Below are 17,779 nucleotides of genomic sequence, written 5' to 3' on the forward strand. Positions count from 1 at the left end.
TTCCCCCTTTAGATCAATTCAAAAATTCCTGCTGCTCCCATGCCCCCGCCGATACACATTGTGACAATACCAAATTGCTCGTTTCGCCGTTTCATTTCATGAATAAGTGACAGCGTTAGTTTTGTTCCTGTACAGCCGAGCGGATGTCCAAGCGCAATTGCCCCGCCGTTGACATTCACTTTTTCTTCATCAATTCCTAAATGGCGAATGACTTGAATTGCCTGAGAGGCAAACGCTTCGTTTAATTCAAACAGTCCAATATCCTTCAGCTCAAGTCCAGCGATTTTCAGCGCACGCGGTATGGCTTCAACCGGACCGATCCCCATCACCTCAGGCGGTACACCGCCAACAGCAAATGCTCTGAATTTAGCGAGCGGCTGAAGAGAAAGTAAGGATGCTTTCTCGCGATCCATCATCATCACACACGCAGCCCCGTCACTTGTTTGAGACGAGTTCCCTGCAGTCACCGTACCTTTTGTCGAAAAGGCTGGACGCAAAGTGGAAAGAATCTCTTCCGTTGTACCTGCTCTCACACCTTCATCCTGTGAGAACGTGAATTGATGCTCTTCTAATTGATATTGTTCTCCTATCCGCCGGTCTGTTACATCAACGGGCACAATTTCATCAGAAAACTTCCCTTCTTGAAGTGCCTTTGCTGCCTTTTGATGACTCCTCACCGCAAAGGCGTCCTGATCTTGACGTGTGACCTGATACTTTTGCGCCACTTGCTCTGCCGTGTGCCCCATGCTCATGTAGTATTCAGGTGCTTGCTCTGCCAAGAGAGCATTCGGACGAATGGAATGCCCCATCATCGGCACCTGCGACATCGATTCGACTCCTCCGGCTAAAATCGTGTCTGCCTGCCCGAGCATAATTCGTTCACCCGCATAAGCGATAGACTGAAGACCAGACGAGCAGTAACGGTTTATGGTAATGGCAGGTACCGTATACGGCAGTCCCGCTAGTGCTCCAATATTTCGTGCTACATTTAACCCCTGCTCTGCTTCTGGCGTTGCACAGCCAATGATCAAATCGTCTATTTGACCGTCGTATTCACCGGCACGCTTTAACGTTTCTTTTACACATAATGCGCCCATATCATCAGGCCGGACATGTTTTAACGATCCTTTTTTCGCCTTCCCTACTGGTGTTCTTGCGCCAGCGACAATGACTGCTTCTCTCATTTTGACTCCCCCTTAGTTACGTAAAGGTTTTCCTTTGACGAGCATGTGCTGCATACGTGCCTGTGATTTCACTTCTCCTACAAGACTTAAAAAGGCTTCTCTTTCAAGCTCTAATAAGTATTGCTCCTCTACCTCTGTTCCAAATGGTAGTTTCCCGCCGGAAATGACATGAGCTAATTTTTTTACGATGGTCATGTCATGCTCTGAAATGTATCCTGACAGTCTCATATTTTCAGCAGCCAAAATCATCGCTGCATAGCCTGTTTCTCCCATGATCGGCACCTTTTGCTTGAGCGGCGCGCGATAACCGGCTTCATCAAGAGAGAGCACCAGTTGTTTTGCATCATAGATCAGGTGATCCCCGTTCATACTAATCCGGTCGCTCACGCGGAGCATGTTCATATCCCGCGCTTCCTCAGCTGAAGTTGATACTTTTGCCATTGCAATTGTTTCAAATGTTTTCAGCGTGGCATCCTGTATAGCCGTCTGCGACGGCTTCGCTGACCCTTGCAGGTGACGAAGATATAATTCTTTATTTCCACCGCCCCCTGGAATCAGTCCAACTCCCGCTTCCACAAGTCCCATGTAAGTTTCGCTGGACGCCTGTATAGCCGCTGCCGGCAGACAAACCTCCGTACCGCCTCCTAATGTCATCCCAAACGGTGCGGCTACAACTGGGCGGTCGCTATATTTCACCTTCATCATCGCCTGCTGGAAGCGCCTGATCACAAAGTCAATTTCAAAGAAATTGTCGTCCTGTGCTTCCATTAAAATTAGGGCAAGGTTGGCGCCAACACAGAAGTTCTTCCCTTGGTTTCCGATGACAAGCCCTTTGTAATTCTTTTCCGTCTCATCAACAGCGCGATTGATCATATCGATGACATCTAGTCCAATGGCATTGCTTTTAGAGTGAAATTCGAGCAAGGCGACATCATCACCAATATCAATCAAGCTCGCACCAGAATTTTTGAAGATGACGTCCTGTTTCTTTTTCAATCTAGCTAAAGAAATATGTTTGTCGTTCCCTTTTTCCTGTACGTAAGCCCCATCCTGATAAAACGCACGCTCTCCATCAGCATTCTCTTGATAGAATGTGTCGTGTCCTTTTGACAGCATGTCTTGCACCCATGCTGGGATGCTGTGGCCTTCTCCTTCCATGCGCTCGGCGGCTTTTTTGACGCCTATTGCATCCCACAGCTCAAATGGGCCGTGCTGCCAGCCGAATCCCCATTTCATTGCGTTATCGATGGACTGAATATCATCCGCAATTTCGCCTTTTAGATGCGCTGAATAAAGAAGTACGGGCGCTGTCATATTCCAAAGCAATTGCCCTGCACGGCCATCTTGATAAATAAGCGCTTTCAACTTTGCTTTTGTACCCTTTTGCTGTTTCGCCATCTCAATGCCTGGATCTTTAAGCTTTGTGCGCTCTCCATATGTGAGCGTCACTGGATCAAGCTCTAAAATGACCTTGCCATTTTTTTGATAAAATCCTTGTCCTGCCTTGCTGCCAATCCATCCTTTTTCGAGCATTCTTTCAATAAACTCAGGCAGCTGGAAAATCTCTTTTTCCTTTCCTTCTACCTGTTCATAGACGTTTCGTGCCACATGAGAAAATGTGTCAAGCCCCACTACATCAAGTGTACGGAAGGTCGCACTTTTCGGTCTTCCAATGAGAGGTCCTGTGACAGAATCCACTTCTCCAATGGTGTATTTGTTCTCAAGCATTTCACGCACTGTGACAAGAAGCCCATACGTGCCAATGCGGTTTGCAATAAAGTTCGGTGTGTCTTTAGCTTCAACCACACCTTTGCCGAGTACATCCTCGCCAAATGTTTTCATAAATGAAAGTACTTCTGGATCGGTTTCTTGAATAGGAATGATTTCTAAGAGCTTTAAATAACGAGCTGGGTTAAAAAAATGTGTGCCTAAAAAGTGGCGTTTAAAATCATCTGATCGGCCTTCTGCCATTTTTTCAACCGAAATACCAGATGTATTGCTCGAAACGATGCTTCCTTCTTTGCGGTGTTCGTCGATGAGAGAGAATACGTGTTGTTTTATGCTGAGCTTTTCAGTGACGACTTCAATGATCCAGTCAGCATCGTGTAATAAGGAAAGGTGGTCTGTGAGATTTCCCGGTGTGATGTATGATAGGTTTTTTGCTGAAGTAAGAGGTGCTGGCTTTTGCTTTAACAATTTTTTCATCGCTTCTTGACTTAATCGATTCCGAACACTAGGGTGATCAAGCGTTCGCTTTTTCGCCGTTTCTTCTTTTGTCAGTTCATTTGGCACAATATCTAGCAGTGTTACTGGTATCCCGATATTGGCTAGATGCGCAGCAATGCCTGAGCCCATGACACCTGAACCAATGACAGCCGCCTTGCGAATATGTTTGCCCATAAATATCCCCCTAAACATTTTGAATGAACAGTCATTCATTTTTTGTCCAAAAAAAAGCAATGCCTCTTTCTTTATCTTAAAAGATTTTCCGAAACAGTTCAATAGCGGATTTCAAAAATTTACACATTCTCATGTGCCTTATTTTGCGGCGTATGAATTAAAGATCAAAGGGAATTGTAAGAATGGAGGTGATGTCCACATGTCTCGTTTGAAGAAAAACCCATCGAAAGCAGGAGTAAGTGCTGCAAGTGTAAAAGGAAACGCAGGTCCATCACAGGAAGCAGACCTAGGCGGGAAAAAAACCAGTCAAAATCAGCAATATAAAAAGAATCAGTAAGGAAACAAAATCGTAAGGAGGAACACATGTTGAACAATCAGCCAATGAATATGCCCCCAGAAGTCATTTCAGTGAAGGATTCCTTGTACTTAGAGGATATGCTCAACTGGAACTTGATCGCCATGAAAAAGGCTCATTTTATGGCCGAGCATTGCCAGGATCAAACATTGAAACAAGAATTAAATCAAGTTGGCCAAATGCATCATCAGCATTACACACAAATTCTTCAGCATTTAGGCAGCTCAGGGCAAGGCCAGTCTACTGGCTTTATGCAATAGGAGGAAAAAACATGGAACAGCAAAACCAACAAAAAATCGGGAATCCACAAACCCCGGTTCCCACAACTACAAACATGAACGATCGTGATTTCGTTACAGATCTCTTGTCTACTGAAAAATACATGACAAGTGGATACAACACAGCGCTCAATGAATTCAGTCATGAATCTCTTTACCAGGATATTCAGCGAATTGCGCTGGAAACACAGAAAACACAAAGACATTTATATGATGTCATGTTCCGATATGGCTGGTATTCTGTTGAAGCGGCTGATCAGCAAAAGCTCCAGCAGACACACCAGAAATTCCAGCAAACACTGACAGATCAATCTCCGTACGGATCATCACAAATGTCATAAGAAAAAAACTGCCAGTCTGATGCTGGCAGTTTTTTAACGGTCTTTATTGGCGCGATGAGCTTCGTTCAACTGTTTGATTCGTTGAATCGTGTGTTTGATTTCTTCTTTTGCTTCCGGATACGTTTCATTGAAATGCTTTGCTAGCGGCGGCATGCTTTTGGCAATATGAGAGTAGATCACCCATTGTTTCACATCTTGTTTCAGCTCGTCTGTTGATTCACCGAGCAGCAGCTCTGTATATTTATCAAGCAAGCCTTCCAGCTTTTCATCTAATTCATTTCCCATTGATATTCCGCTCCTTTTTCAGAAAAAAGCCTGACTCTGTGAGACACAGATGTCAGGCTTTTGACATACGATTATCTTGCAGCAAGAAATGTTTCAGCTTGCGCTTGCTGCACAATACAGCGTCCTCTACCGTGCGGAATACATAATGGTGTTCCAAATAGAGGATCTGTTGTCACTTGGCAATTCATATCAAAGACATTTTTCACGAGATCACAATTAATCACTGTTTCTGGTCTGCCTTCTGCATAAATTGACTTGTCTTTAATCGCGACAAGATGATGAGCATATCTGCATGCGAGATTGAGATCATGAAGAACCATCACAATCGTGCGCTGCTCTTTCTCATTTAAATCAAACAGAAGGTCCAAAATTTCGATTTGATGCGTCATGTCTAAATATGTCGTCGGCTCATCTAACAAAATAATATCGGTCTCTTGGGCCAGCGTCATCGCAATCCATGCACGCTGCCTTTGTCCACCTGATAATGAATCAACGGTCCGATCAGCAAGATCTTCCATCTTTGTTGACTTCAATGCGCGATTCACTGCTTCTTCATCTTGCTTCGACCACTGCTTCAGCCAATTTTGATAAGGATATCTGCCTTGCTTCACTAACTGATGCACAGTTAATCCTTCTGGCGCTTCTGGTCCTTGTGGAAGAATAGCGAGCTGTTTCGCTACTTCTTTTGTTGGTAATTTTGCAATGGAATGACCTTCAAGCAGGACAGAACCACCCATTGGCTTCATGAGACGGGCCAAAGAGCGAAGTAGCGTGGATTTACCGCATCCATTACTGCCAATAAATACTGTGATTTCACCCTTAGGGATTGATACATTTAGTTCATCGATGATCATTGTTTCTCCGTAGCCTAAGCTTAAACCTTCAGTAGAAATGGCACTCATTCCGCTCAAACGCTCCTTTTCTCATCCAAATTTTTATATGAAATATCGTCTAGTACAGACGTAAAAGATCACTTATCTCAATTTAGTGTATCAGATTTAAGTGATCTTGAAAATCATTTTCAATTAAAAAATGAGAAAGTCTCGTTTATTTCTTCCTTTGGAATGTACGTTTGGTCCCATCCTCGAGCTTCAGATCGATCTGAATCCGCTGATAATCATCATCTAAATTAAAAGCAGCTAATAGTTCATTTACATACGCTTCATTGATCTTTGCACTAGGAATCGACATATCATTCAGCTTCATCTTCATCTCGCGCAAGGCTTCTTCCCCTTCATAGCGGACCCCATTCATATGATCACGAATGATTGCCTCCTCTTTGCCTCTTGCCTGACGGTAGGTCGCTTCGTATAATTCGTTTTTCTGTCCATATTGTACATGCAGATGCAGATGCTGAAATGGCAGTTCCTTCATTTGAACAGCTGACAGACTTTCTGCCTCTGCTTCATGTGTTTGTTGTAATGGTTCAATTGATTGACAGCCGGACAGCATAAAGAGCAGCACTCCTATTTGTCCCGCCTTCTTCCAACACATCATGTGTTTCCTCCTATTTCACAGCATCGCTTTTTATTCTTCTCCAGGCTCCTTTTTGTTATTCAATAAAACATCTCACTATGATAAATTTAAACAAAAAGGAGAACCGGATGATGAAAAAAACAGCCATTGTAACTGGTGCCAATAGCGGCTTTGGCAAGCTCATCACGATGCATCTCGCCAAGCAGGGCTATACAGTGATTGCCGGCGTCAGACAGGAAAACAATGCAAAAAAGCTCGCTGAAGAAATCGAGCAAGCCTCTTTATCCGGCATGATACATATTGAAGCGTTAGATGTGACTGATACGCAGTCGATCCAAGCATTTCAGAAGAAACTTCATGCCTACGCACCTATTACCCTGCTTGTGAACAATGCGGGAACAGCCTTTGCTGGTTTTGCGGAGGAGGTTCCTGTTGACACGTACCGCCAGCAATTTGAAGTGAATGTCTTCGGTGTGATGGAAATGACCCAAGCAGTCCTGCCGTTTATGACGAGCGGCGCAAAGATTTTCAATATGAGCAGTATCAGCGGATTAATGGGAATGCCTGCACTTTCTCCATATGTATCCTCTAAGTTTGCGTTGGAAGGCTATACAGAAAGCCTACGGATTGAACTAGCTTCGTTCGGTATCCAGGCGGCCTTAATTGAGCCGGGCTCTTTCCAAACAAATATTTGGAATACCTCCATGAACGAGCAAATGATTCAGCCAGCAGAGGGATCGAAATACATAAAACTCTATCAAAAGATGATGGCCCATATTGATGCCCAGAAATCCAACTATGGAGATCCTCGTGAAGTGGCAGCGCTTGTTGTTCGGTTAGCAGAGAAGAAGCGGCTGAAACGGCTGAGATATCTTGTTGGAAAAGGCGTACGACTTTCATTCACAGCAAAACAGCTTCTGCCGTGGAACATGTGGGAACACCTCATACTGCGTACACTCTCTTCAAAAAAATAAGCACAAAAAAACAGGTGGATATGTTGACCTCCACCTGTTTTTTTCATTTATTCGCTCTCTGACTGTCCAAGGGTAATATCTAAATTTTTGTTCTTTCCTTCACGGATGACAGTCATTGTGGTTTTATCGCCGACTTTTGTTTCTTTGTAAAGAATTTCTTTCAGCTGAGAGCTGTTCACTACGTCTTTCCCTTTGAACTTGATGATGACATCTCCAGATTTCAAGCCTGCTTTTTGCGCAGGTGAACCTTTTGAAACATCCTTTACGTAAATGCCTTTGCCGATTTGTTTATCAAATAAGCCGAGCGTATTTTCCTGATACGTCTCAGGCACTTGCTCAAGGTCAATCATTTGTACGCCAAGGTATGGACGTTCAACTTTTCCATTTTTCAACAGCTCATCTACAATCGGTTTGACATCGTTACTTGGGATGGCAAATCCGAGTGATTCCACACCGCTTTCGCTGATTTTCAAGCTGTTAATACCAATGACTTGACCATCTGTATTGATCAGTGGCCCCCCGCTGTTTCCTGGGTTAATGGCTGCATCTGTTTGCAGTACATTCATCTCCACTGTACCAGATGACGTATTTGCTTCAACAGTACGATCAAGACCACTAATGATTCCTTCTGTCACAGTACCTGAAAACTGTGCACCGAGCGGATTCCCAATGGCAATAACTTTATCTCCAGCACGAAGCTTAGAAGAATCACCAAAGCTCGCCACTTTATCAATGCCGTCTGCATTGATTTCAACAACGGCTAAATCTGTCATGACATCACTGCCGACAAGCTTTGCGTCTTTTGTTTTTCCATCGTATAGTGTGACCTTTAATTTATTGGCCCCTTCGACAACGTGGTTATTTGTAATAATGTACGCTTTTTTGCCATCTTTTTTGAAAATGACACCAGAGCCTGTTCCAGCTTCAGCTTCTGTTTGATCACCGCTCAGTCCAAATGAATTTTGTGTAGATTGATAGTTTGAGACCCCTACAATAGTGGGCTCTAAATCTTCTACCATATCAGCAACATTTGTGGCATTGGTGATTTGTTTTGTCGAGAAATTATCTGAGGCTGCCGGTTCGCTTGATGCAGTCTGCGTTTGCGTGTTGGCAGCTGTATCCTGTGACTGCGGCAAAAGCGGTGTAATGCCAAGTACAAGACCCCCGCCAATAATTCCTCCAAGAATCGGGCTGAGCCATGCCGCCTTCCGCTTTTTCTCCTTTTTTGACGCACGGTCATCCACCATTTGAGGAGAATGATTCGTCACACTCTCCTGCGCGGCAGATGTTTCGTTTTCATGCTGGTGAAAAACGAGTTCCTTCTCTTTTTCTGGTGCGTCTATTTGTTTCTCATTCTCTTGATGGGTATCTTCTTGATGGTTCATTTCATTGTCTTGATTCGTGTTTTCTGGATGATTCATCTTATTCTCTTCATCTTCTCTTCGGAAATCCATCGCTTGCACTCCTTTACATCATGTTTCATTTCATATGTCTAGATAGGACTCAGGTCCTCTTAATGGAAAGATCATTGAAAAATACTTTATGGCAATATGTCAAATTATATAATACTTATTCATAGAAAAAAAGCAAGGTGCGCACATTGATGAAAAGCACCTATTCATCCGCCTTTTGTCTATGCCCTTTTTTCCCTTGACCTTATCATAATCAAACATTATGGGATAATGATGAGAAGAATATGTGAAATTGTGAAAAAAGCATGTGATTGTTGACATGCCGCCTTTGTATCCCGTTATAATGACGTTGAGAGGATGTGGAAGACTTTGTCGTACACCATTTATTTAGTTGAAGATGAACAAAACTTAAATGAACTGTTAACCAAATATTTAGAGAGTGAGAATTGGAATGTCTCCTCTTTTTTAACCGGAGAAGCGGCACGCGAGGCAATGAACAAGCCGCCGCATCTATGGATTTTAGATATCATGCTGCCTGATACAGACGGCTACACCCTCATTAAAGAAATCAAAGCCGCATCACCTGACGTACCGGTCATTTTCATTTCAGCACGTGATGCCGATATCGACCGTGTCCTCGGTTTAGAGCTGGGAAGCAGTGATTATATTGCGAAGCCGTTTCTTCCGCGTGAGCTGATCATTCGGGTACAAAAGCTGCTGGAGCTTGTGTATAAAAACAGTGATACCCCGCAGCAGCAAAGTGTCACAACCGTTTCTTCTTATGTCATTCATGAGGATGTAAGAGAGGTGTATGAAGAGGGTCAGCTCATTAACTTAACTTCTAAGGAATTTGACTTGCTGCTTTTATTTACACATCACCAAGGACATGCTTTTTCTCGTGAAGATATCCTCGTCAAAATTTGGGGACACGATTACTTCGGGACAGATCGTGTAGTCGATGACCTTGTTAGACGGCTGCGCAAAAAAATGCCCGACTTAAAGGTCGAGACCATCTATGGATTCGGTTATAGGATGCTAAAAGGATGAAGAACAAACCGCTCGCTTTTCAAATTTGGGTTGTGATCTCTGGCATTTTGCTCACCATTTCCATTGTCCTGATCATTCTATTTTCTAATACATTACGTGACTTCTTCACAAATGAAATTTATAAAAATATTGAAAATGAACAGCAAGTGCTGACAGAATATCCATTAAACCGAGACGGCTCGCCAAAGTCGACACCGGAAAACCGCTCCGTGCAGCACATTTTGATTCCGTCAAATGAATTAGATCAAATGGCGCAGTTTTTTCCGCATGCCTTTATTGAGAAAATCCAATCGTTTGTGAAAAAACAAAAAAGCGCAACGAAACGGTATTCTGAAGAGGTGAACGGCCAGCATATCTTTTTTGTCATCAAAAAGGTATCATCAGGCAATACACCATATATTCTTCTATCCTATGCACCAGATTCTTATCGAGACGACCTGTCCTTTACGCTGTTTAAACAGCTGATCTTTATCTTAGGCACCGTTATTTTACTAAGCTGGATTCCATCGATTTGGCTTGCCCGCTATTTATCCCGACCAATCGTTGCGTTTGAAAAACACGTCAAACGGATTGCACAAGAGGACTGGGACGATCCTGTCATCGTTGACCGGCAAGATGAAATTGGCAAGCTTGGTCATACCATTGAAGAAATGAGACAAAAACTCATTCAAAAGGATGAAACAGAACGGACACTTTTGCAGAATATTTCACATGACTTAAAAACACCTGTCATGGTCATCCGCGGCTACACGCAGTCCATTAAAGATGGTATTTTTCCTAAGGGAGATCTTGAACAAACGGTGGAAGTCATTGAAGGTGAAGCGGAAAAGCTTGAGAAGAAAATCAAGGATCTGCTGTACTTAACTAAGCTTGATTATTTATCAAAACAACATCCCGCACATTCTTCCTTCCTACTCAGTAATACGATGCTGGAAGTGGTCGACCGAATACGCTGGTCGAAAAATGAATTGCAGTGGAACGTGGACTTAGATGATGAGGCTGCTCTTGAAGGCGATCCAGAACAATGGAGCAAATTATTTGAGAATGTACTAGAAAATCAACTTCGCTATGCAAAAAGTAAGATTGATATTCAAATGAAACAAGAAGAGGATCAAATCCGCATTGTTATTCGAAATGACGGTCCTCCAATTGAAGAACATATGCTGTCCAACCTATACGAACCTTTTAGTAAGGGAAAAAAGGGCGAATTCGGCATTGGATTAAGCATTGTCAAAAGAATTCTTTCAATGCATCAAGCGTCCATATCTATTGAAAATGATGATCTAGGTGTACGTTATACAATCATAGTTCCAAAGAAGAGACTGTAGGTTTTTGACCGCAGTCTTTTTTAGATGAATGAATACCCATTGAAATCACGGTATGTGGCTTTAATCTTTTTGCCAGCTTGATACATCCATTTCTTTTCAATGGTTGTCTCTTTCGGCATTTTGACTTTTTCTACTTGAATCCCTTTTGTTCGCAAGCGTCTAATCATATCATCAATTTCTCTCATGGAACATCATCCTTTCACATATTTTGACCAGTTGGTCACCTTACTTTATAATATAAAGAATTACACTGTAAAAAACAAGTTACAATCTGATTAATTTTTGAAAACTTTCGTCGTTTATGACCGATAAGTCACATCTCTTTGCGCACGTTTCCTAAGACATTTGTCTCTCGGTAAGAAAGGATGACATTCATATTGAAAAAGAAAGAAAAAATGATCATTGAGGCTGGCATGAAATTATTTGCCAGCAAAGGCTACAACGCAACGTCTGTTCAGGAAATTGCGGATGAATGCCACATGTCAAAGGGTGCTTTTTATCTTTATTTTAAATCAAAGGAAGCACTGCTCATTTCGATCCTTCATTACTATTACGATAAGGTATTTACCCGGATTCATGAGGTTCAAACAGAGGGCGGCACACCAAAAGAAGCCTACCGAAAACAGCTCACTGTCTATTACGATAATATTTTGCAGCAAAAGGATTTTATTAAAATGCAGCTGAGCGACAGGGCGCTTCCACTGAATGAAGAAACGCAGCAGCTCGCAAAACAAATTAGGCTTGCGACCGTCCAGCTTCACATTGATAACATTAAACAAGTATATGGAGATGCTGCTATTCCTTATATGGCTGATTTATGTTTGGCGATTGAGGGCATGAGCCACGTTTATTTCGAGCTGGCGATTTTATATGATTTTCAGCTGGAAGCAGAAGAACTTGCCACAACCATGATTCATCGTATCGATGATTTGATGGGCGGTATGATGAAGCGCAATGACCTTCCTCTCATTTCTGTAGATCAAGCGAGCGATTGGTTTGGTCCGATTTATGAACGGTCATTCGATCCGCTCACAGAATCTCTTTTAAAGGAGTTAAGAGAGATTGCTGAATCACACTATGAAGTGAAGGACGAACCCGATTTATTTGAAGCGCTTGGCATACTAGAAAATGAATTAAACAAACAAAAACCAAGACAAGTCATCGTCAAAGGCATGCTGTACCAATTAAAATTATACGCACCGCTTCAAACCAACTCTGAGTCACTTTTGCGTATTTTGAAAGAGGATCATTTGTAAACGCATCACTTTTAATGAAAAAAACCAGGGGCAGCCGCCCCTGGTTTCTTATTTTGCTTTCGGTGTCACCATTTCTTCTGGTTTCACAAATTGCTCGAACTGCTCTTCTGTTAGCAGCTCTAATTGAAGTGCTGCTTCTTTAAGTGTTAATCCTTCTTTGTGAGCAAGCTTCGCAATTTTTGCTGCATTTTCATATCCGATGTGCGGGTTAAGTGCCGTCACAAGCATCAATGAATTGTTCAAGTTTTTCTCAATCGTTTCAAGGTTTGGTTCGATTCCAACTGCACACTTGTCATGGAATGAGTTCATGCCGTCAGCAAGTAGTTCAACTGATTGCAGGAAGTTATAAATGATGACTGGCTTGAATACGTTCAGCTCAAAGTTTCCTTGGCTTGCCGCAAAACCGATTGTGGCATCATTCCCCATGATTTGTGCTGCAATCATAGTTAAAGCTTCACTTTGAGTTGGGTTGACTTTTCCTGGCATAATAGAGCTTCCCGGCTCATTTTCAGGAATGATCAATTCGCCAATTCCACAGCGTGGGCCACTTGCAAGCCATCTGACATCATTGGCAATTTTCATTAAATCAGCTGCAAGTGCTTTTAAGGCACCATGCGCATACGTAATTTCATCATGGCTTGTCAGCGCATGGAATTTGTTTGGTGAAGAATTGAATGTTTGACCTGTCAGCTGGCTGATTTCCTCAGCAACATATTGACCGAACTCAGGATGTGCGTTAATGCCTGTACCAACAGCAGTTCCGCCAATGGCTAATTCTCTCATTTTTTCAGTTGATTCTAGAATCATTTCTTTTGAACGGTCCAGCATGTATACCCAGCCGCTAATCTCTTGGCCTACTGTCAGCGGTGTTGCATCCTGCAAGTGCGTACGGCCGATTTTCACAATCTCTTGATACGCTTTTGCTTTCTCATCAAGAGTTGTTCTTAACTGATCAATAGCAGGCAGCAACTTTTTGTACACAGCTAAAACAGCTGCCACATGCATAGCCGTTGGGAATGTATCGTTTGAGCTTTGGCTGCGGTTAACGTCATCATTCGGGTGAATGCTGAACTCACTATTTTTATCTTTCAAATAAGCAGTTGCTCTATTTGCAACGACTTCGTTCATGTTCATGTTACTTTGTGTTCCACTACCTGTCTGCCAAACAACAAGCGGGAAATGCTCGTCATACTTTCCGCTGATGATGTCATCACATACAGCAGCAATTGCTTCTGCTTTTTCGCTTTCAAGGTTGCCAAGACGCTCGTTGGCAATCGCTGTGCTACGTTTCAAAATTGCAAACGCATTCACAACTTCCTTTGGCATTTTCTCAGAACCGATTTTGAAATTTTCTTTGCTTCGTTGTGTTTGTGCACCCCAGAACTTGTCCTTCGGCACTTTGATTTCGCCCATTGTATCTTTTTCGATTCTAAATTCCGTCATTATGTATCCCTCCATAGCTTCTCATCACTCAACTCTATTCTATACAAAAAACGAAAATCCTTTAAGCGTTTTCAATTAAAATTTTATCTTTATTTTAATTTTAGTTCAATATAAACGCGAACATCCTTCGAATATTTGTATTTTGGGTTCGTTTTTCCGTAGTCCTTTGATGTATATGTCACCTCATAATGCTTGTCAAACGACTGTAGAATACGGTCGATCTCCTCTTTTGTTCCTGCTAAACGAATCTGTGCCATCTTGTTTCCTCCAAAACCCTCATTCTTTCTTTTACCACAAAATAATGTAACACAGAATATTGTTTTTTCAAGCAGGTAATGCTAAGAAAAAGATTTGAGGCGGGTGATCCGAATGAATCAAACTCCATTAAAAGAGCACTTATACGATAACCTCTCCGTCATCCTTCCACAATTAAAAGAAATGGACGACTTGGTTCATGAGAAAAAAACGTTGCCTCACGGACAGGTTGTTTACTATTTATACATAAAAGAAATGAACGAAACGATGGAGATTCAAACCTTTTTAAAGCTGCTTCTCCAAGATCATACGTCTCTCACAAAAGAGAAGCTGGAATCCAATTTATCGATGATGACCACCCGTTCGGTGAAGACTTCTGAGGAATTGGTCGCTGCGATTTTTGATGGGCATTGCGTGGTACTGATTAACGGTTTTCAGCATGCGTACATTTTAGAAACGCATGGAACGAAGAAACGCAGTATAGGGGATGCTACCTCTGAAACAGTTGTGAGAGGACCGAAAATTGGCTTTATTGAAGATTTAGATACGAACTTAGCTCTTGTAAGACAGCGCTTGAAAAACCCCGATCTTAAAACCGTCGACATGAAGATTGGTCAAAAGAAGTACACCCAAGTGACCATCATGTACATAGATGGCATGGCTCAATCGTCTGTTTTAAAAGAAGTGAAAAAACGACTCAAGCAAGTCACCATTGATGATATACAAGATTCTGGTGTTCTTGAGGAACTGATTGAAGACAATGTGTACTCGCCTTTTCCGCAAATCCAAAACACAGAACGGCCGGATAAAGTGGCGTCTGCTTTAAATAATGGACGTGTCGCCATTTTTGTTGATCATTCTCCTTTTGTGTTAATTGTACCTGCTTCCCTCGCGACGATTATGCAATCACCTGATGATTATTATGAAAGGTGGATCGCCGCCTCTCTCATTCGGATGCTGCGATTTACCTCTATCTTTCTGACATTATTTTTATCAGCCATTTATATTGCGCTTGTGTCCTTCCATCAAGGACTTTTACCAACAACACTGGCTATTTCGATCTCAAGTACAAGAGAAAATGTCCCATTTCCGCCTATTGTGGAGGCACTCATTATGGAAATAACAATTGAACTGCTGCGGGAAGCGGGTTTAAGGCTGCCAAATCCGCTCGGTCAAACGATTGGACTTGTAGGTGGAGTTGTCATCGGACAGGCGGCCGTTCAGGCTCATATTGTGAGCTCAATCATGGTGATTATCGTCAGTGTGATTGCCCTTGCGTCCTTTACTGTTCCTCAATACGGGATGGGCATGTCGTTCCGCGTGCTCCGCTTTGTGTCTATGTTTACGGCAGCTACTTTGGGTTTATATGGGATTGTGCTGTTCATGCTCGTTCTCCTTACTCATTTAACACGGCAAAAAAGTTTTGGTACGCCTTATTTTTCACCAGATTTTGTGTTCAGCTATAAAAATGAAGACAATTCCATCATTCGATTGCCTTTGAAAAATCAAAAGAAAGGAGAACGATATGGTCAATCATAAAGAGTCGATCACCAGCTATCAGGCAAGTGCCATAATTGCCAATACAACATTAGGTGCCAGTATGATGATTCTGCCAAGAGCAATGGCTCAAGCTGCAGCTACACCTGACGGCTGGATTGCGCTCTTACTCATGAGTGCCATTTACATTGTATTTATTTTTGCGAATGTCCTTATGATGAAAAAAGTCCCCTTCTCCTCTTACTATGATTATACAAATGAGGGTCTTGGAAAGTGGGTTGGCGCTCTTGCTAACATATTGATTATTATTTATTTTCTTGGCGTTGCCAGCTATGAAGTACGGGCGATGTCGGAAATGGTGAAGTTTTTTTTGCTTCAAAACACACCTGTAGCGGTGACAATGATCAGCTTTATTTTGGTTGGACTTTATCTTGTAGTCGGCGGGATTGGTGATTTTGCCAGACTGTGCCCCTTTTTCCTCATTGTCACCTTGATTATCTTATTTGTTGCATACGGACTCAGTGTTCAAGAATTTAAGTTAGATAACCTCCGGCCTGTTTTAGGAGAGGGATTCTCCCCTGTCTTCAAATCCCTTAACGCATCAGCCATTTCGTTTGTTGGCATTGAAATGATATTGTTTATGCCTGTCTATATGAAAACGCAAAAACACACCTTTGCTTATGGCGCAGTCGGCTTTTTGATTCCTGCGATCATCTATATTTTCACCTATATTCTTGTCGTTGGTGCGTTCACGGTAAAAGAAACAGCGACTTTGACTTGGCCGACGATTGCCTTATTTCAATCGTTTGATATACAAGGAATCTTTATTGAGCGAATCGAATCCTTTTTGCTCATCGTTTGGCTTGTTCAACTTTATACGAGCTTTGTAGGATATACGTTTTTTGCTGCAATGGGGTTATCAAAACTCACAAAATTCCCCAAAAAGATCGTGCTCGCGCTGATGGGAATTGTCATCTACTTTGCCGCCATTTTCCCAAAGGATGTTGATACAGTGCGCAATTATTTAACCTATGTAAACCATTTATTTTTCCTTTTATTCGGTATCCTCCCGTTTCTCTTATTTATCATCGTGTTTTTGAAAAGGAGGCGGAAAGCAGCATGAAAAAGAAGAAGGTCTTTGCATTACTCGCCCTTGTTCTATTAAGTGGATGCTGGGATAGTACCAATATTGAGGAGCTCAACATGGCGATTGGTTATGGCTTAGATAAAGGAGATAACGGTCATAAGCTGAAAATATCTATGCAAGTCCTTGTTCCTCAAAAAATTGAACAAGAATCCAGCGTAAAAGACCCAACAAAGATTATTGAAACTAACGGTGATTCCGTACATCAAATATTTCGAACAACGACTCTCAAAAGTCATCGGATTTTCGCCCAGCAGCTGAGGGTGTATTTATTTTCTGAGGAGCTTATCAATGAGAATAATTTTGACCTCGTCATTAATCAATTCATTCGCGACAATGAAACGCGGAGAGGAAGCCTCGTCTTTATGACCTCTGAAAAGCCTGGGGACTTGCTGAAAATCAATGATGATGGGCAGCCTGCTTCTTCTACATTATATGATATTTCGGGGAATACAAAATCGACCATCCGTATGTTAAAGCCTGTTTCATTAGGAGATATTTCTACTGCTATGCAAAACAACGTATCTTTTGCTGTTCCGAAAGTCAGTGTGGATCAAGGGAAATTAATACTCGACGGTGCCTCTATTATTAAAAACAAACGATTTCTCACCGACATCTCTCCGTTAGCCGTGCAGTCATACAACCTATTGACAGGGGAAGGAAAAGGTGGAGTCATTGAATTTAAATATGACCACAGCATCTATTCTTATGAAATATTTAAACTGAAACACAACATTGAAACGAAGAAAACAGCCAGCGGAAGATATCAATTTGATGTATCCGTAGAGCTTGATGGAAGATTATCTGAGGATTGGAATGAGCGTGAGAATGCATTTAATGAAAAGTATCTTCAAGAGATTGAGGGTGCAGTGGAGCGTCAATTAAAGAAAACCGTAAAAGATTTCATTGGGGAATTACAGCATGAGATCAAAGCAGATATTTGCGGGTTTTCTCAAAAAGCGAGTATTGCGTATCCGAAGGACTTTCGAAAAGAAGTGAAGCATTGGGATGAGATTTTTAGTGAATCGGACATTCGTTACAAGGCAAATGTGAAAATCCGTGACTTCGGGACTAAGGGCGCAACACAATCTTTATAGAGTATGT

At 42.2% G+C, this 17,779-nt stretch carries 19 protein-coding genes; 10 read left to right on the forward strand and 9 right to left on the reverse strand.

The window, feature by feature from the left end; translation table 11 throughout:
- Positions 1 to 8: 8 nt before the first annotated feature.
- A complete protein-coding gene (locus MHI46_RS15595; RefSeq protein ID WP_260774795.1) occupies positions 9 to 1,184 on the reverse strand; it encodes an acetyl-CoA C-acetyltransferase in 1,176 nt (391 codons plus the stop codon).
- Between the two features lie 12 nt (positions 1,185 to 1,196).
- A complete protein-coding gene (locus tag MHI46_RS15600) occupies positions 1,197 to 3,584 on the reverse strand; it encodes a 3-hydroxyacyl-CoA dehydrogenase/enoyl-CoA hydratase family protein (RefSeq protein WP_260774796.1) in 2,388 nt (795 codons plus the stop codon).
- Positions 3,585 to 3,783: 199 nt separating this feature from the next.
- Here MHI46_RS15600 and MHI46_RS15605 point away from each other — a divergent pair, with 199 nt between their 5' ends.
- The 3 genes from MHI46_RS15605 to MHI46_RS15615 are packed head-to-tail and all read left to right on the forward strand — an operon-like array spanning position 3,784 to position 4,558.
- A complete protein-coding gene (locus tag MHI46_RS15605; RefSeq protein WP_003212904.1) occupies positions 3,784 to 3,921 on the forward strand; it encodes a YuzL family protein in 138 nt (45 codons plus the stop codon).
- Between the two features lie 26 nt (positions 3,922 to 3,947).
- Positions 3,948 to 4,199 carry a hypothetical protein gene (locus tag MHI46_RS15610; RefSeq protein ID WP_047202428.1) on the forward strand — a complete coding sequence of 84 codons (252 nt, stop codon included), beginning with the start codon at positions 3,948 to 3,950 and terminating at the stop codon, positions 4,197 to 4,199.
- Between the two features lie 11 nt (positions 4,200 to 4,210).
- Positions 4,211 to 4,558: a spore coat protein gene (locus tag MHI46_RS15615; protein WP_039181293.1), complete on the forward strand. Its 348-nt coding sequence runs from the start codon at positions 4,211 to 4,213 to the stop codon at positions 4,556 to 4,558.
- Between the two features lie 33 nt (positions 4,559 to 4,591).
- Here MHI46_RS15615 and MHI46_RS15620 read toward each other — a convergent pair whose 3' ends face one another.
- The 3 genes from MHI46_RS15620 to MHI46_RS15630 form a co-directional block, all read right to left on the reverse strand.
- On the reverse strand, positions 4,592 to 4,843 hold the full coding sequence (locus MHI46_RS15620; RefSeq protein ID WP_024423411.1) for a YusU family protein: 252 nt from the start codon (positions 4,841 to 4,843) through the stop codon (positions 4,592 to 4,594).
- Between the two features lie 71 nt (positions 4,844 to 4,914).
- Positions 4,915 to 5,745 carry an ABC transporter ATP-binding protein gene (locus tag MHI46_RS15625; RefSeq protein ID WP_008347057.1) on the reverse strand — a complete coding sequence of 277 codons (831 nt, stop codon included), beginning with the start codon at positions 5,743 to 5,745 and terminating at the stop codon, positions 4,915 to 4,917.
- Between the two features lie 145 nt (positions 5,746 to 5,890).
- Positions 5,891 to 6,337 (reverse strand): YusW family protein, encoded by a 447-nt coding sequence (locus MHI46_RS15630; RefSeq protein ID WP_180272447.1) that lies wholly within the window; start codon positions 6,335 to 6,337, stop codon positions 5,891 to 5,893.
- Positions 6,338 to 6,450: 113 nt separating this feature from the next.
- Between MHI46_RS15630 and MHI46_RS15635 the strand changes: the two genes are divergently transcribed.
- Positions 6,451 to 7,293 (forward strand): oxidoreductase, encoded by an 843-nt coding sequence (locus MHI46_RS15635; RefSeq protein ID WP_260776107.1) that lies wholly within the window; start codon positions 6,451 to 6,453, stop codon positions 7,291 to 7,293.
- Between the two features lie 47 nt (positions 7,294 to 7,340).
- On the opposite strand, the gene MHI46_RS15640 is transcribed toward MHI46_RS15635, so the two are convergent.
- A complete protein-coding gene (locus MHI46_RS15640) occupies positions 7,341 to 8,747 on the reverse strand; it encodes a trypsin-like peptidase domain-containing protein (protein WP_126682297.1) in 1,407 nt (468 codons plus the stop codon).
- A gap of 327 nt (positions 8,748 to 9,074) precedes the next feature.
- On the opposite strand from MHI46_RS15640, the gene MHI46_RS15645 reads away from it, so the two are divergent.
- Both MHI46_RS15645 and MHI46_RS15650 read left to right on the forward strand, forming a co-directional pair.
- Positions 9,075 to 9,752: a response regulator transcription factor gene (locus tag MHI46_RS15645; RefSeq protein ID WP_059375004.1), complete on the forward strand. Its 678-nt coding sequence runs from the start codon at positions 9,075 to 9,077 to the stop codon at positions 9,750 to 9,752.
- Positions 9,749 to 11,080: a HAMP domain-containing sensor histidine kinase gene (locus tag MHI46_RS15650; RefSeq protein WP_058838135.1), complete on the forward strand. Its 1,332-nt coding sequence runs from the start codon at positions 9,749 to 9,751 to the stop codon at positions 11,078 to 11,080. The genes MHI46_RS15645 and MHI46_RS15650 overlap by 4 nt, the downstream gene beginning before the upstream one ends.
- A gap of 20 nt (positions 11,081 to 11,100) precedes the next feature.
- Here MHI46_RS15650 and spxO read toward each other — a convergent pair whose 3' ends face one another.
- Positions 11,101 to 11,265: an anti-adapter protein SpxO gene (spxO, locus tag MHI46_RS15655; protein WP_003212782.1), complete on the reverse strand. Its 165-nt coding sequence runs from the start codon at positions 11,263 to 11,265 to the stop codon at positions 11,101 to 11,103.
- 192 nt (positions 11,266 to 11,457) lie between these two features.
- Here spxO and MHI46_RS15660 point away from each other — a divergent pair, with 192 nt between their 5' ends.
- Entirely contained in the window at positions 11,458 to 12,336 is an 879-nt protein-coding gene (locus tag MHI46_RS15660; protein WP_342502927.1) for a TetR/AcrR family transcriptional regulator, read from the forward strand.
- Positions 12,337 to 12,384: 48 nt separating this feature from the next.
- Here MHI46_RS15660 and fumC read toward each other — a convergent pair whose 3' ends face one another.
- Together fumC and MHI46_RS15670 are read right to left on the reverse strand one after the other, a co-directional pair.
- Entirely contained in the window at positions 12,385 to 13,779 is a 1,395-nt protein-coding gene (fumC, locus tag MHI46_RS15665; RefSeq protein WP_024423418.1) for a class II fumarate hydratase, read from the reverse strand.
- Between the two features lie 89 nt (positions 13,780 to 13,868).
- The gene (locus MHI46_RS15670; protein ID WP_003213147.1) at positions 13,869 to 14,036 is read right to left on the reverse strand and encodes a YvzF family protein; all 168 of its coding nucleotides are present in this window, start codon (positions 14,034 to 14,036) and stop codon (positions 13,869 to 13,871) included.
- Positions 14,037 to 14,148: 112 nt separating this feature from the next.
- Here MHI46_RS15670 and MHI46_RS15675 point away from each other — a divergent pair, with 112 nt between their 5' ends.
- Genes MHI46_RS15675 through MHI46_RS15685 form a run of 3 tightly spaced genes read left to right on the forward strand, consistent with a single transcriptional unit; the run spans position 14,149 to position 17,772 of the window.
- A complete protein-coding gene (locus MHI46_RS15675; RefSeq protein WP_039181313.1) occupies positions 14,149 to 15,573 on the forward strand; it encodes a spore germination protein in 1,425 nt (474 codons plus the stop codon).
- Positions 15,560 to 16,654 (forward strand): endospore germination permease, encoded by a 1,095-nt coding sequence (locus MHI46_RS15680; RefSeq protein WP_058838138.1) that lies wholly within the window; start codon positions 15,560 to 15,562, stop codon positions 16,652 to 16,654. Before MHI46_RS15675 ends, MHI46_RS15680 begins: the two co-directional genes overlap by 14 nt.
- Positions 16,651 to 17,772 carry a Ger(x)C family spore germination protein gene (locus MHI46_RS15685; protein ID WP_260774800.1) on the forward strand — a complete coding sequence of 374 codons (1,122 nt, stop codon included), beginning with the start codon at positions 16,651 to 16,653 and terminating at the stop codon, positions 17,770 to 17,772. The genes MHI46_RS15680 and MHI46_RS15685 overlap by 4 nt, the downstream gene beginning before the upstream one ends.
- Positions 17,773 to 17,779: the final 7 nt, after the last annotated feature.

The sequence above is a fragment of the Bacillus sp. FSL K6-1000 genome, from assembly GCF_038630785.1.
GTDB classification, from domain to species: Bacteria; Bacillota; Bacilli; order Bacillales; family Bacillaceae; genus Bacillus; species Bacillus safensis.